A 16,001-nucleotide genomic window follows, 5' to 3' on the forward strand; every position below is an offset into this window, starting at 1 on the left:
AAATATACAGAAATAAGGCGGACATTACTGCCCGCCTTGTAATATATAAGATTGTTTGTCAATTCTTATATTTGTTAAGCCAATACAAATTTTTTCGTATAAGCTACATCATTTGCTGCAACCTGAATTGCACTATCTGATTGTGTCAGATTGAACAATGGATCAGATGCTTTTACCTTGATCATTGTATAGATCGGTTTTGTCTTACCATTGTAGTATACTTCTACAACTATGTAGGTGTAGTTTCCACCATATGGTGCGAACAGTTCATCTGTTGGCTTCAGGTTATTGGAATCTGTAAACTTATCCTTAATCTGTATCTTCTTTGTCGATGCACTATCTTCCACAATGCCTGCTTTTTCCTTATCGGATGCCGGTGTATTCCAGATCATACGATCTGTACCCTCTGCATATGCTGGACGATTGTTTGCCATATCTGTATCATCATAATCCAGATCATAGTATACGTTAATTGCATCCACTGTTACATCATTTGGAACATTGATCTTGAAGTCGAATTCCGGTGATGTTGTCTTATCTGCTACTTCATCCAAATATACGGTCTTACCAATTGACTCAGATATCTCTTCGTCCTTTGCCATTTCTTTCTTGAAATCTGTATCAGGATCATAAACATATAATGTAGGTTTTTCCTTTACTGCTTCTGCACTGTTTACAATAACGTTGATGAAGAGCTTTCTTTCATCATTATTTCTTGTTGTAGGACCTGTAACCGATCCATGACCGGCTCCACAGTATGTAATTGCTCCGTTACCATAAGATGTTGTGTAGATGTAGTAGTTCTCCATTCCATCATATGGATCTGCTGCATACAGGGATGATCTCTTCTTCGCATCACTTGAGTTGTTAGAACCTGCCAGTGTATACCATACAGTTACATCGCCTGCTTCCAGATCAAGTGCATATACCTGCTGATGTGTACCTGAAATATTCAGGGAATCACCAATCTTGTATGGATACAATGTGATCAGACCTTCATTTAACTGTTTTGCCTTTACAGTCTGTGAATTTGCTGACTGATCGGCTGTTGATGATGCTGACCATGCTGTCGCACTCTGGAAATCACTCTGTGCATATACATATGGTAAGGTGTATGTTGCACCACCGCCACCATTCTTATCATAGTACAAACTGGTCATTGACAATGCACTTACATACATTCCAATGTTTCCAACCTTGTTATAGCTGGATGCGATCTGTGTCATATTAGCATTAATACTGTTTACAAGACTCTTTCCTGCGATTGAATTATTTACATATGGTGTAAGATAATACAGGTCAGCGTCCTCCGACTTGTATGCCAGTGATGTATTCTTGTCTGAATACGTTGGCTTGCCGCCCTCCTGATAAATGTATCCTGAGGTTCCAGCCTTTGCTTCTGTCTTTGTAAAATATCCGGTATCTACGCCGCCCCAGTCGTTGATATATGAATACTGGTCATATGTTACTGCATCCTGATAAATGTATCCGGACGTTCCTGCTGTAGCTTTCTTTTTATAGAATGTACGGGTATAATTTGCTGTTAAATCCATGTAAGCATTATCTTTTTCCCATCCATTCAACGGACCCTTCCAATCATGTGTTGTTCCATATGATTCCGGCTCATAAATATATCCATCTTCTGCCAAAGTTCCCTTTATCATTCCGGCTGGTGAACCAGATGAATTCTGCTTTGTATAGATATATCCATCTTCTGTCAATGTTCCCTTTACAAGGCCTTCCCGTGTAACACCTGTAACATATCCGTCATTTACGACCTCATATGTGTTGGCATTATTTGTAAGATCTACATGGAATCTGTTCATTCCAACAATATCAAGTAATGACTTTGTCAGATTAACAGCACCTGCATCTGCATACGGTGTCATTGTGTCATGGAAGAAGAATAAATCTCCACCATTTGATACATAATCCAGAATGTATTCACAAGTACGCTGCTTCAAGTCTACCTTGAATCCACCAAAAGAATCGGATGGACCAAGAACCAGAATTGAATACTGCTTCTTCATGAAATTTTTACCATAAGAACGTCTTAAATCTTTCTTATACACATCTAATGCATCTAATTCTTTATCCTTTGCATCTCTGTACTTCTCATACAGTTCTACAAATTCACTGCCGAACATTGTAGATGAAATCTTTCCGCTGGCAAATGTAATATCTGTATTTGTACTGTATACAGGCCAGAATACCATATAGTACTCACCGGTATCGATCGTATAATTAAGGAGATCGATCAGGTCACCGTTTGAAACAGATGACTTGAAACCACCAAGGAACGTATTATAAGTACCTCTTGCTCCATAATTTGTAGAACCTGTATATGTGCCCTGTAAGGACTGAATAGCACCCTTGATGTAGCTATCCAGGTCTTCTTTTGGCTTAACGGTCTCAGATACATATTTGTTATAAGCTGCCAAAGCAATTGTTGCATCTGTTGCATACTGCTTCTTGTTTCTACCTTCTACTGTACCGCCATTCTCCAGCTTATCTGCCTCTTCTACCCAGGTATCCAGACAGTCATATGTGTCTGCCTGATTATCCTTTGTTGTAAAAGCAGCTTTATCAGCTGAAGCTACTACCATATCAAGACTGATATCGTAATCCTCTGCTAAGGTATCTGCAAAATTTGAAAGATAATCATCATTACCCTTCTGTGAACCATAGAACAGATCTGTGTCATATGGAACGATACCAAAACGATTCTCATGACGTCCCAGACATTTATACTGTGCAACATCTGCTGTATCAAGTGCTGTCTGATTTGCATAGGTGTTATACTTCAGAATCTTATGTGCTGTCTGTGACTGAATATCAAAGTACAATGTATCTGTTGCTCCCCAGGATGTTGCTCCCTGTCCTTCTGACATGGTCTGAACCTGTAAAACATTGATATCACTGATTCCGTCTGTGTTGTTTACGATCTTGCAGATACCACGCTCTTCTGCAATGATATTATCCTTACTATCCATAATAAGGATCTGCCAGTATGCAGAACCGAAGAAATCCTGATCCAGTGCAATATTTACTGTCTTATTCTTTACTGCAGAACCGGATGTTCCTGTTGATGTATCTATATCACCTGTTACATAATAGTCAATCGTCTTATCATGATCAAACTGTGTATTCTTATTCTTGTCAATACAGATTGAATATTTATAACTCTTTTCCGATCCTGCTACAGAGAAGGTAAATGATAAATTGGTTGTCTTCAGATATGTGCTTGTAATACCCTCTGAATATTCAACCGGTGCACTTGTAACTGTAAGACGCGCTCTTGATGTAGACTGTTTAACAAGATTGTTAATCGCTGCATTTGTATCCTCTGAGAATACTGTTGCATACGACTTGATAGCCGTCTCATCTGTTGCATCCTTATACCATGTCTTCTGCTGTGCCTCTGAATCAAGCATTGTCTGCTTTTCAGCAATCTTATAAGTGTACAGTGTATCACCATACTGCTTATTTGAATTATCAATCTTCTGTGTATCGGTTGCATCTACGCCCCATAATACATTTGTTCCTTTGGATCTTCTGTTATTGATCACATTCAAAAGGTCATACATTCTGGATGATGGATCCAGATAGAAGTTCTTTCTTTCCAGCTTGCCTGCATTATACCAGTAGCCCTGACTCTTCTGCGCATCTGTAAGACCATTGCCGTCTGCATCTGTTCCATTTACCTTTTCAAATACCGAAGTCAGTTCATTGCCAACCATGATCGGTCTTCCAAGATTAACGTAAGATACAAGCTCATCATACTTATTCTTTGTCAGGTCATTACCATTTTCAACAACATATGTTGTCTTATACTTTGTTGAGCCAATCACCGGTGTTGCCATAAGCTCAGAACCTGTGATTGATCTTGTCATCTTGTAAGAACCGGTACCACCCATCTCCTTCAGAACACCTGTATGGTAATACATAACAAATGTAGGAATTGCGGATACTAACTGTTCTGCGCTTGGTCCGATATAAGCAAATACACTGGAATCGTATATCTTACTCAGATCTCTGTCCAGAGCGCTGATATCTCCACCGATATATACAAGGTCATATGTAGCAGCGATATCATCTGTCATACCGATCAGTGCCTCTGATGAAACCTGTGTAAGCTCAATATCTGAATATGAGATACCATCGATCGCATATGCAATCTTTGCCTTCGTCAGATCAAAATCATAATACTCACTGCCCGGTGAAAGCTCCTCCACTGCATAGCCCTCAGCTACATCCGATGGAACGGTATAATAATTACCATAGATTTTTTCTCCGTGTGTATTGGTACCATTTGTCCATGCACCGGATCCATTCTTAACCGATGAAGATCTTGCGAGTTCTTCATCAATTGGATAATCCGGCTGAATTTCCAGAACTCTGAATTTATTATCACTGCCTCTTCGGTATACACCGGCATTGATAATATCTGCGATCACCTTTGCTGATGGACTGTTGATAATAATCTTATCTGGATCACCTGATCCACCACCATTATTGTTTCCGGATCCAATACCGTCTCCGGCTTCACTGCTTGCGATTACATACACACCCTCTTCTACTGCTGAACATAACTTCTGGTATGCTGAATCACCGATCTCATCTTTATAATCACCTGATTCAATAAAGATAAAATCATACTCTGTAAAATCAATTACATTCGTTCCTGTAACTTTTGGCAACAGGACATCATTTTTATACTTTTTATACTGAGCATCTACATAAGCATATACCTGTTCTGATGTCTCAAAGATAAGATCATCTGTATATACATCTGTTGTATAGTTTGTCGGATCAGCAGCACACTTGTCTGTGTATTCTTTATATTCATCGCAGTCATTTGTGTAGTCGTAAGCATCATCTTTGCTTTCTCCCTTTACAGAAACGATGAAATCATAGCCATTGCTTCCGATCACATAATCCTCGGTAATTGCATCCGGATTCGTTGCCGGATCAGAGCCATCGCCTGTGCCGGTGTTATCGCCTGTGCCGGAATTATCGCCTGTACCTGCATTATCACCTGTGCCGGTGTTATCGCCTGTGCCGGAATTATCGCCTGTGCCTGCGTTATCTCCTGTGCCGGAATTATCGCCTGTACCTGCGTTATCGCCTGTACCGGAATTATCTCCTGTGCCTGCGTTATCGCCTGTACCTGCGTTATCTCCTGTGCCGGAATTATCACCTGTACCGGAATTATCTCCTGTACCTGCGTTATCGCCTGTGCCTGCGTTATCGCCTGATGTATCAGAATCATCTCCATTGTCTTCATATGAAGATGGATCCACTGTTGCCTCCAAAAGAACACTGTAATCATAATCAGCATTTACTTTAGGAAATCCATATTCATATGTATAGATACCTGTCTCTTCATCATATGATCCATTTCCATCTTCACCGGTTGTAAGTTCACATGCCAGAACTGTACCATCTGTATTACCAGCCAGTTTGCTTGCTTCTCCCTTTGGAGTTACAACCAGATAAACAACAGAGCCTGCAAGATCTCCCTTAGACTTGATCGTACCGGTAATCTGCTTTGCAGCAACATCCTGGAAATAAGTCTTAGCAAGATCATTTGCTGTATACTTTGCTCCCTTTGAGCTGTCAACCGCATTTAACAGATCCTTACTCTGAATCTGATAGATATTTGCTCCACTTGGAACAAACTTATAACCCTTACCGGCATAAGCATCACTTGTAAAGTCGCTGTTTGGAGCTTTTACAACAGACTCCCACTTCTTTGTTTTACTATTATATACATAATTTTCTGCAGAGCACTGCGGTGCATCATTCTTTGATGCCAGTTCTGAGAACATACTGTTTGATGTACCATCTGTGATCACCAGAACATTTGCATTATCAAATTTCCATTCATGTCTGGAACCTGATATACCCTGCGTATTTCCAGATATCTTTGCGTATGCAGAATCAACCTTATCGGTCTTATTATTTAAGAAGTTTTCCATCTTATCATCTGTATACCATTTATAATATCTGTTCTTATTGATGTAATCCTTTCCGCCTTCTGTTGCAGAACGTTCAGCAGTCAGAATAAAGTCCGATATTGTCTTTGTGGTATTTGTCATTGGATCTGGCTTTTTACCACTTGCTTCTTTATAAAGGACATTGAAGAAACCAGGTTCTACACAGAGAACATTATCTGTTCTTCCCTTTAATGTTTTTGTTACATATTTGTATGCCAGAGATCCCATACGATACTGGTCATTATTACCTGTGATCTTTTCAGGCTCCGCTGTACATAATGCATATCGATCAAAGATGATCGGATGCTTTCCTGCATATACATCCAGCCAGTTATATAAGCTCTCGCTGATATCTGTACCGCCTGCAGCATAATCATTTGCTGTTGTTGCAACGATATAGATAAAATCCGCATTTGCAAGTATTTCCTGTGCCTCTGTACCCATGCCGTTCAGATCACTGACTGTTTTAGTCGTCAATTGAACTGCACCCGGTGCCATATCATCTTTAATATTCTTATAACCATTGAAAACTGCATATCTGAAGTATTCTCCATCATATACATATTTCCACAGATCAGATGTGCCTTTATATCCTGCTTCATCACTGATCTTTCCTGAGTAACCGGAAGCAGTCACAATCTCTGTCATTGATGTATCTGCTGTTGCATAAGATCCCAAACCATCCGGAAGGATCTGAACAATGTGATACTTATCCTCGCCTGTCTTCTTCAGACTGGAATCGTTTGAGTTAAGAATCGCCTGATCAATGTTTGAGCTGCCCACCAATGTTGAACTGCCACTTGTGTCCGCTTCACTTTTTTCAACAGGAGTTCCAGAATTAGCCAACGTAAAGTTTACGAATATAGCACATACTATAAGTGTAAATATTATCGCTACAGATGATAATACTACTTTTCTGTTCTTAAACACTATTTCTTTCCTCCTTAATCCCATGTATGCTTTTTAAGCACATATGAATTTCGAATGCCAACAACACCATTTATCTTATAAGATGCCGCCGTTGTTGAATCTTCAAGTTCCAGTGTAATTGCAATACTGTCCTCGTCCGGATTGATCTGTAATTTGAAATCCTTTACATCCTTACAAAGAACAGTGCCATCTGCTTCACTTGCATCAGTGATTCTATCTGATTGCGGTGTTTTAAACACATAAAGCTTTTTTTCGGTCTTATCATATGTGATCGTACAGGTCGTGATAACACTGTCACCGTTACTCTGTAATGCAGATGCATAATCTACTTTCAGATATAACTTCCCGGAATCATCCGGAATAATATATGTCGTGTCATCTGTCGATGGTGATGTGACATCACCAAACGACTTCATATCTGCAATATCATAACATGGACCCTTTGGTGTAAGACCAGCTCCACCCGCTTTCTCGATATAAACAGTACGTCTTCCAATACCACCAGCAGACATTAATTCACCTCCGCTGCCCTTTGTATCTGTATCATCCGGAACAATAAATACTCCGGAAACCGGGCTGTAAGATGTGACGCCCGCTGATGTAGTAGCCACATATGCGCTTCCCAATATCTTCACATCAGTCGCACCCATGATCATATCTGATATGGTATCATATGTTTCACCGGCTTCGTTCTGTATTTTCTTTCTATTTGTCATCTTTCTATTGGAGGATACCACTGTACCAACAAGTGAGGTTACCGCAACCATGAACACACTTAAAATTCCAATGTACAGTACTAATTCAATGAAAGTGAAACCTTTATTATTATTTTTCTTCACGCTTCACCCCTCCTCATGATCCTGTGTAATGGCTGCCTGTTGCCTGATTCAGTGTTACCTTTCCAACGGCATCATTGGATCCGTCCTTATAAAAGGTATATACACCACTTCCGGTTTCAACAGAACCATCTGACTTATTAAACTTAATGATCATAGATGAAACTTCACTTCCTGCGGAAGAACCATTATTTGAATAGTAAATCGTTACACGATCCAGAATCTCACGATCCTTTGAAGTATCTTCTGTGAAATCCGATCCATTCTTGCTCTTACCATATACCAGGTTATATTTTCCATCTACTTTTTCCAGTTTCATTGCCCAATCGCTTTCCTGTGTTTTTGTCAGGGACTGCAGAGTTGACAATTCCTGATTGAACGACTCCTTTGATGAAGTCGCACGAGCTGTCCGTATCGAAGAAATCGACACTGCCGCAAGTCCTGACATAACTGCGATGATAGCAAGAACAATAATCAATTCAACAAGGGAATATCCGGAATCATTTTTTATTTTTCTTATCATATTCACCCCTCCTACTCTACATTCTTCTTCCAGTTCTGGAATGCAAGAATGTCGCTATAAGAGATGTCTGATAAGCTTGAACCAGAAACCTCTGAATTGTTTTTATCGTCTACTTTAACATAGTTCTTTAAGATCTCTCTTGTGATCAGACTCAGATCTTCTACATCACTCTTGGAACACTCTTCCAGTACAGTTGCTGTAAAGGATGCGTCTGCTGAGATATCTACGCTGCTGTTACAGATAATCTTTGCACCTGATATGATCATTCCTCGGAATGACTTTACACTCTTATCAAATGTTACATTACCACCACAGATAACGATACCCTGTAAAGCACCATCAGCGGCTGTGGATTTTAATGTTACATCATTTGCATTGATGATAACAACTGCATTTGTCTCTGGCTCTACCTTGTTGATACTAAGATTTTTGGAGAAGATCTTATCATAATCAACATATTTGGTAAGAGGTGTCAGACTGTAGTTGTAATCAAATGTATCAAGGTTCTTTCCGTCAGATCCTTTGATCGGAGCGTATGTGTATGTACTTCCGTTCTTTGTATATCCGGCCACTTCCCATGCAGAAACATCTGTATCTGTATCATCCTTTTTATCTACTACAGACAGATGATCTTTCATATTGATATACATATAATTGATCTGATTGCTGACCTTCTCCTCTTTGCTAAGAGTGGTCTGATCACCAAGTGCCTCTGAATTCTTTTTAATATCTGCAAATGTATTATTATTCTCTGTAATACCCTTATTACCAAGTAACACTGAGAATGTCTTTGATCCTGTTGCATTTTTTAATGCTGTATCAACCTGCAGAGATGTATCTGCAGATGCCTTAACAAATAATGAATTGTCACTGTTCTGAGCAGTTACAGCTCCACTTGTTTTGATCTTGCTTCCATCCACATCACCATCTTTGCTTGGCAGAAGTAATTTAACTTCAAAATTTTCATAGTTAGCAACATTGTACAATTTCTTTTTCGTTTCATCGATGCCTGTGTTTAAGAGATCATAATACTTCTCTACAAACTCCTCAGCATCGTTTACTCCATCCTTATCTTTATCGCCATCCTGAATGTACAGATAATAATAATCATGTCCGGAAACTGTCTCCTTGATTGCTTCTACAATATAATTATTAGATGTGAGCTGTTTTACGAAATCAGTATACAGCTTGTTAATTTGGACATCATTTGAAAATGTCTTAGGGAACTTTAATGTTACATGTGTATAACCGTTCTCATCCACAACCTCAGTATTATCATACAGATCCCACTGTGTCAGGAAGATCAACTGATTGGACTTAACATCAAGAGACTGACCGGTTGAATAATCGTTTAATGCTGTGAATGCATAATCAGAATCTTTCGTAAGACCAAAGTTTTTTCTTTCTTTCTCATCTGTGATCGTATTTGCTGCGATCTTGGAGAATTCGATATAGGACTTACCTGCAATATACAGAGATTCCAGACTTGAAAGATCCAGAGTTGAATTCTTTCCATTGACAATGATTGCACTGTCACTGAAGTGTGATTTTAATTTGAATCCTGTTGCAAGGTTACCGGATGTACGAAGAAGGTTAATGCTTCTTACGTCATCTGCTGTATAGCTGTATCCAAAATAAGTTCCTCTTGTAAATGTAAGCTCAGATTTCTCTGCATTCAGCTCTGTATCATCATATACATAAGCATTTGCTGCCGCTTTGATCTGTCCGCCCTCATCGCCTCCGATGATGATGTTATCGGTCCAGAGTTCTGATAACAGGGATGTACGTCCTGAAAGATTAATCTTCGCACCATCAAAAGCTGCGAGAGATCCTGAGTTAACGATAATATCGGAATTCAGTGTCAGATTCGCTCTGTCACCCTGTACAAAGATACCGGAATATGCACTCTCATCTGTTGATCCCCATTTGGTTTCAACTGTACGGCTGTATTCATTTGTTACCTTTGTATCTGTTTTTCCATTATAATCTTTATTGTAATAGTCAGAAGCAGTATAAATGTTACCCTTTATATTTACTTCTGTGTCTGCTGCTGTTCCGGATACCTGAAGTCCCATATCAGCAAGCAATGCGTAATTATATAAGCTGTCACTGTTTGCACCTGCCATATCAAAAGAAACATTATATTCCGGTTTCTTTAATACAAGATCTGTTGTGATCGTCTGTACATAAGTTCCAGGCGCCATTGCTCCGCTCGCGGAATCTGTGCTGCTTAATGTGATTGTACGCTTTACACCAATATTTCTGAATGTAATCTCTTCGATATTATTCTCATCGATCGTATTGGCACTTGCTACACCTGTAACTTTTCCATTCTTTCCAGCTACATATTTGATGTACTTTTCACGACCTTCTTTATCCTTGAATACAATTCTCAGATTGTCACAGGCAAGTGATACATCCGGATCTGTAATATAGCCCTTTAAGGTTTCGATCAGAGTTGGCATATTGCTGAATGTCTTATCTGATTTGATACCCTGCATAAAGAACTGCTTAAACAGATCATTCGCTTCATCTTCTGTCAGATTGTTATACTGACCATCCTTGTAATACACAACAATCTCAGCCGTTGTCGTATACGCGGAATACAAATGCTCATTTGTCGCTGCACCAATTCCGGCATATATCTCATCCATGGCTTTTTCAACACTGTAAAAGTTATTCAGGGAATTCAGCTTATAAAAACGAAGTTTATATGCCAAAAGAGTTCCCATTAACAATGCTGACACCAGTATGCTTAAGAAAGTTGCTGATACAATAACAAGGACAAAACTCGAGCCGCGGTTATCCGCTAATTTAAGCTTGTTTTTTAACTTTTTCAGCATCTCTTATTTCCCCCTTGTTCCTGATATTTCTGTCTTATTGCCATTACTGTCTGTCAATGTAACATGAATATCATACAGGTATGTTTCATCACTTGTATCATCTGATGTGTTCTTAACTTTAATAGCAGTTGTATCTGTTTCATCATACTCAGTTCCGAAGTTTGAATATGCCTCAATCTTTCCCTTGGTATCATCACCAGTGCGGTTCACATATACCTTAACAGAAGAAGGCGAACTTGTATGACTGGTGCTCTGGTAAACCAGACTGTCAATACTGCTTACGCCAAGTGTATCGCAAATAATCTCCTCATATTTCGGATCAATTGAAGCAATTGTTTCAAATAAGTAGATCTTTGCTTTTTCATCATCATCAAGTCCTGATGTCTCAACTCTGATATAATCATTATTACAATATACACCATTACATACTGCAGGTGCATATAACAGATAGATTGGAGGAAGTATCTTGTATTCCTTCTGATATACAATTCCTTCTCCGTATTTTCCATCCGGTTTATAGGTATCGCTTGCAATTCCATTCGTGTATGCCTTAATGATAGGATTAAACGATGGTTTATCCTGATATTCTACAAAACACTGTACCATATAACCGGATAAAGTCTTTGAAACCTTAATCGTGGTTGTTTTCTGGAACGAATCATTATCCAGATAGGTAGCACCGGACAGATACTGATTATATAAAACGGAATTTCCCTTTAAGATATCCACTTTCACATCTTTAAAATATGCCGCTGCCTGATTATCCAGACTGTTTCCTTCTATACCACTGGTTGCTCCCATATAGGTTGCTCCAGCAATGATCGCTGACTGCTTGTTATCAAGATTACGTACTGTACCAACACCTGATGTAAGGCGGACATACTCAGAACCGTCTTTCTTCAGGTCATTTGTATTGGCATCCCATACATATCCCTTTGTTGCAACTGCATGCGCAATATCATTTACAGTTACTGTGCAATCATACTTCTCGTATTCTCCCCCGAGCGATATTCCACTGCATGAATATGTATTAATGTGATAATCTACAGTTCCCGCACTTTCCGGGAGGGTATAAGTCTGTGTCTGGGAATCATCCAGACCAAACTCATAATTACCTGTAGAATTGCCATCAGGGATACTGATGGCACTTCCTTTCATATTTGCAGTTTTAAAGCTTTCCATGATCTCTTCAGCTTTTTCAATCGCATATTGTTTCTTTGTTGACTTCGTATTGACATTGATCGCTGAAATCAACTGGGCGGTAAGGGGAGCAATTAATATAGCAAATACTGCTACAGCTATGATTACTTCAATCAAGCTAAAGCCTTTGTTATTATTCTTTGCCATTCTTACTTCTCACTCCGTTCAAATCGAATCTACGGGTTGCAAGTCTACATCCTACTGATTGCTATCTGTAGTTGTAGTTGTCGTACTACTCTTTACGGTTGGATTTCCGAAAATGTTATCTTTACCGGTTTGAACATTTACGTTAACCTGATCTGTGGTTCTGTCTCCACCTGTAACAGCATATTCAGAGAATGACATATCTCCTGTGTAATCACCAGTCTCCTCATCAAATGCGATTGAGATAGAGTCAACTGTCATACGGAAATCGCTCTTCTCGATGTAATCAACAACATCTTTAACAGACTGATAAGAACCTGAATATGTAACCGGGAAGCTTGCTGAATAGCAGTTGAAATTATTTTCTCCTGCTACTGCTGCAGTAGCATCTGTGCCAGCGGCTGCAGTCTCTGTTGTAGCTGCTGTTGTAGCTGCTGTAGTATTTGCATCTGTAGAAGCTGTTCCTGTTGCTGCACCATCTAATGTAGCATCACCAACAGCACCGGTTCCAAGTGTATAGAAGAGCTGTTCCTCTCCCATTGATACATCTGTGAAACGGAACTTATATTCGTCCTTGATCCCCTGTAAATACATGATTGTATTTTCCTGATAGATCTCTGATGGGAATTCTGCAAGGATTGCTTCATATTCTTTCTTATAGTTCTCTGTATCCTTGATGTACTGATCTCTGTTTACATCTTTTGCTTTCAGGCTGTTATAATAAACCTGCTGTTCATCCTTCTTTGAAACAAGCTCTTTACGGTCATCAAAATTGCTTAATGCCACAAATCTGATCGGCACAAATAAAATAACAACACCGAGTAAAAATAATAATAAATTTCTTTGTCCTTTTGTCATTGCATCCATGTTCTATGCCCTCCCTTACTCAGCTAATGTAGCATCTGTTTCAGTTGTATCAGCATCTGCCGCTGATGCGTCAACATAGATACACGTTACTGTGAAATCATATGTTATTTTACCTGTGTCTTCATCTACATTTTCTGTGATACTTCCAATGAATGAGTTATCAATACAGTCAATTTCTTTTAAGCTGATCGCAAGTCCTGCAATATCATCATATTCTGTTGCTGTTCCTGAAATTGAAACACCTGTTGAATCGGATTCAAATGCTGTGATATCAGTTCCCTTTGGCATCTTCTCTTCCAAAGCCGTGATAAATGTTACAACATTCTCATTCAAGTTCTTTGTGTAGCTGTACATGCTCATGGCATCAACATAAACGCTTTCTGCATTTTCATAATCCTTTACGATCGTCTCAATATCCTGAATAGAAGCGATCTTCTTATTTACATCATCCAGCTCTGTCTGTGCCTGATTCTTTAATACAAATGACACAGCCGTTAATCCGCCTGCCACTAACACAGCCAGGATCAGGAATGCAACTACCAGTGGAGTTGTATCCATCTGACCTTCCTTCTTGCCGGAAGCTCCGCCTTCTGAAATTGTGAATCCCATAGGTGCAAAAGCAGCACCGATTGGAACCATAAGGTATACAGGATTATATATCTTCAAATCAATCTTTGGGTCAAATTTGATATTGAATAAACTGTCCATAACTCTTGTTGAAACATTGAGCTGTACCTTGAAAAGACCATCAATTCCCTTGATCAGGGCGCCATCGCCTGTCAGGAATACATCATCGATCGGCTTATCAGGATTCTTTGATGCAAAGAAATCCATTACACGGCCAATGTTGTTGATCAGGTAACGGAAAGATCCTGTGATCGCATTATCATCAAAATCAACCGTGATCAGTCTTTCATTCTGGAGTAATGTCATTGCTGTTGTAGCATCAACACCCTTTGCATCCATTACTTCATTTACAACAACATTGGTACCATATGGTACAGTTCTCTGTAACAGAAGGATATCTCCTTTTACGATATTAAGTACAGTAGATTCGCTACCTAACTGGATTACCATAGTCGTCATGTTCTCGCTGGTCTGTGTTTTGATCAACTGCAACATGGCATTTCCAATGTAATCAAGAGCAACTACCTTCAGTCCTGCAAGTGCTGCAACTTCATAATATGAACGAACCATACTGGTTGGTGCTGCAACTGCAAGAACTCTTAACTGTTTGTTATTTTCTTCATCAGTAACTGTCTCTAATACAGAATGGGATACTGTGTAATCCTCTATATTAACAGGGAAATACTCTGATGAGTTCGCATTAATAATTCCTTTAATTTTGTTTTCCTTAACGAAAGGTACAAGAACCTCTCTGTTAACGATCTTTGTAGAGGTAAGAACGAATATTGCGTTCTTGTTAGTGATTCCGTTTGCAGCAAGCTGTGATTTGATCGCCTCTGCAATTCTTTCCTTGTCTCTAATGAAACCATCTTCATAAGCATCTTCCGGTGTCTCGAAGATGATGGCATTATGAACTGTGGAAGTCTTTTTTTCAGAAGCTGTTACTTCTGTAATAGTAATACTTTCATTTGTGATGTCGATTGTTAAGACTTTGTTATTACTCGCCATTTTAAATAGCCTCCCTCGCTAATCAGTAGTTTTTTGTGGAATATGTATATTCCAATTGCCTGAGTACCAGCCTACAAGCTGTTCACCCCACTTAAAATAAAATACAATATGCCTGTATGTACAGGCTGAAAGGTAAACAATCTGTCACCTTTAATCATAAGCACACGGATGATTGACCCGTTCATCTTTCATGCCTATTTTTCAGTTTCCAGCTTTTTTGTAAGCCGGCTGCCGCCATTAGTTCAATGCCGTTGTCATTCGCGTTTCTTCTTTCTACATTTATTCGTTTCAGACACAAACAATATAAAACCGCTGACTGCAAAATAGTCACTCGTATGTTATATAAATCTCTTCTTATTATATAAAGCTTATATAAAACGTGTGACCATGAAAGAGATACCAACATGCATATTTTTCATACATGTTGACGTTTCATGTTGTTAGACAATTTTGAAGGGCGACAAACAAGATCGAAAAACGAGGATTCTTACCAACTTATTCATCACCCTTCTGATGTCTGACTGATGTAATGATTATCTGTTTAACATCAGATCCTTACATCTGTTCACTATGCCCGCCTTTTATTATGGCTGAGGTGAAACCTGCTGAGAACCAGCTTTAACGATAACTGTGTTACCAGCTACATTGATATCAACTGTGAATTCATTTCCTTTGTCGAAGTACTTTGAAGTAATTGTGCTGTTACCAAGAATGCTGCTGATCTCTGTGCTGAATGCACCGTAGCTTGACTTCAGGTCTGAAACGCTTGCGCCTGTAACGCCTGTTCCGATTGCAACCATTGCATCTTCATCTGACATAGCTGTCTGACATGCTGTACGGATTGTGTCAGCATTTGAAATATCAGCACTTCTTCTTGACTTGTTGATGTACTTGATAAGGGCTGGTGCAAGAGCACCTGCAAGAATTGCCATAATAGCGATTACGATAATTAACTCTACTAATGAGAAACCTTTGTTGTTCTTCTTCATAATTGTTCTCTCCTTTTAAATTGATATTCTTTGTT

General features: G+C 39.2%; 8 protein-coding genes. All 8 read right to left on the reverse strand.

What is annotated here, in order from left to right; genetic code table 11:
* Window positions 1-74: 74 nt before the first annotated feature.
* The 8 genes from WKT03_RS07340 to WKT03_RS07375 all read right to left on the reverse strand — a co-directional run bounded on the left by WKT03_RS07340 (window position 75) and on the right by WKT03_RS07375 (window position 15,966).
* Window positions 75-6,929 carry a DUF5057 domain-containing protein gene (locus WKT03_RS07340; protein ID WP_340391380.1) on the reverse strand — a complete coding sequence of 2,285 codons (6,855 nt, stop codon included), beginning with the start codon at window positions 6,927-6,929 and terminating at the stop codon, window positions 75-77.
* A 14-nt stretch (window positions 6,930-6,943) separates the two neighbouring features.
* Window positions 6,944-7,768 carry a prepilin-type N-terminal cleavage/methylation domain-containing protein gene (locus WKT03_RS07345; RefSeq protein WP_021943480.1) on the reverse strand — a complete coding sequence of 275 codons (825 nt, stop codon included), beginning with the start codon at window positions 7,766-7,768 and terminating at the stop codon, window positions 6,944-6,946.
* Window positions 7,769-7,781: 13 nt separating this feature from the next.
* Window positions 7,782-8,288 carry a pilus assembly FimT family protein gene (locus tag WKT03_RS07350; RefSeq protein ID WP_340391381.1) on the reverse strand — a complete coding sequence of 169 codons (507 nt, stop codon included), beginning with the start codon at window positions 8,286-8,288 and terminating at the stop codon, window positions 7,782-7,784.
* Window positions 8,289-8,299: 11 nt separating this feature from the next.
* Entirely contained in the window at window positions 8,300-11,131 is a 2,832-nt protein-coding gene (locus tag WKT03_RS07355; protein WP_117807373.1) for a hypothetical protein, read from the reverse strand.
* A 3-nt stretch (window positions 11,132-11,134) separates the two neighbouring features.
* Entirely contained in the window at window positions 11,135-12,478 is a 1,344-nt protein-coding gene (locus tag WKT03_RS07360; protein ID WP_118484349.1) for a prepilin-type N-terminal cleavage/methylation domain-containing protein, read from the reverse strand.
* A gap of 51 nt (window positions 12,479-12,529) precedes the next feature.
* Window positions 12,530-13,342 carry a hypothetical protein gene (locus WKT03_RS07365; protein WP_117785446.1) on the reverse strand — a complete coding sequence of 271 codons (813 nt, stop codon included), beginning with the start codon at window positions 13,340-13,342 and terminating at the stop codon, window positions 12,530-12,532.
* Window positions 13,343-13,357: 15 nt separating this feature from the next.
* Entirely contained in the window at window positions 13,358-14,977 is a 1,620-nt protein-coding gene (gene pilM, locus WKT03_RS07370) for a type IV pilus assembly protein PilM (RefSeq protein WP_117807371.1), read from the reverse strand.
* A 584-nt stretch (window positions 14,978-15,561) separates the two neighbouring features.
* On the reverse strand, window positions 15,562-15,966 hold the full coding sequence (locus tag WKT03_RS07375; RefSeq protein ID WP_021943486.1) for a type II secretion system protein: 405 nt from the start codon (window positions 15,964-15,966) through the stop codon (window positions 15,562-15,564).
* Window positions 15,967-16,001 lie beyond the last annotated feature (35 nt).

The organism is Coprococcus sp. HCN-4056 (assembly GCF_037892645.1).
Lineage (GTDB): Bacteria > Bacillota > Clostridia > Lachnospirales > Lachnospiraceae > Coprococcus > Coprococcus ammoniilyticus.

Bases quoted from the DNA above. Each gene is read 5' to 3' on its own strand.
- WKT03_RS07350 (WP_340391381.1), bottom strand. From the start codon at position 8,288: ATGATAAGAAAAATAAAAAATGATTCCGGATATTCCCTTGTTGAATTG.
- WKT03_RS07355 (WP_117807373.1), bottom strand. From the start codon at position 11,131: ATGCTGAAAAAGTTAAAAAACAAGCTTAAATTAGCGGATAACCGCGGC.
- WKT03_RS07360 (WP_118484349.1), bottom strand. From the start codon at position 12,478: ATGGCAAAGAATAATAACAAAGGCTTTAGCTTGATTGAAGTAATCATA.
- WKT03_RS07365 (WP_117785446.1), bottom strand. From the start codon at position 13,342: ATGGATGCAATGACAAAAGGACAAAGAAATTTATTATTATTTTTACTC.
- pilM (WP_117807371.1), bottom strand. From the start codon at position 14,977: ATGGCGAGTAATAACAAAGTCTTAACAATCGACATCACAAATGAAAGT.
- WKT03_RS07375 (WP_021943486.1), bottom strand. From the start codon at position 15,966: ATGAAGAAGAACAACAAAGGTTTCTCATTAGTAGAGTTAATTATCGTA.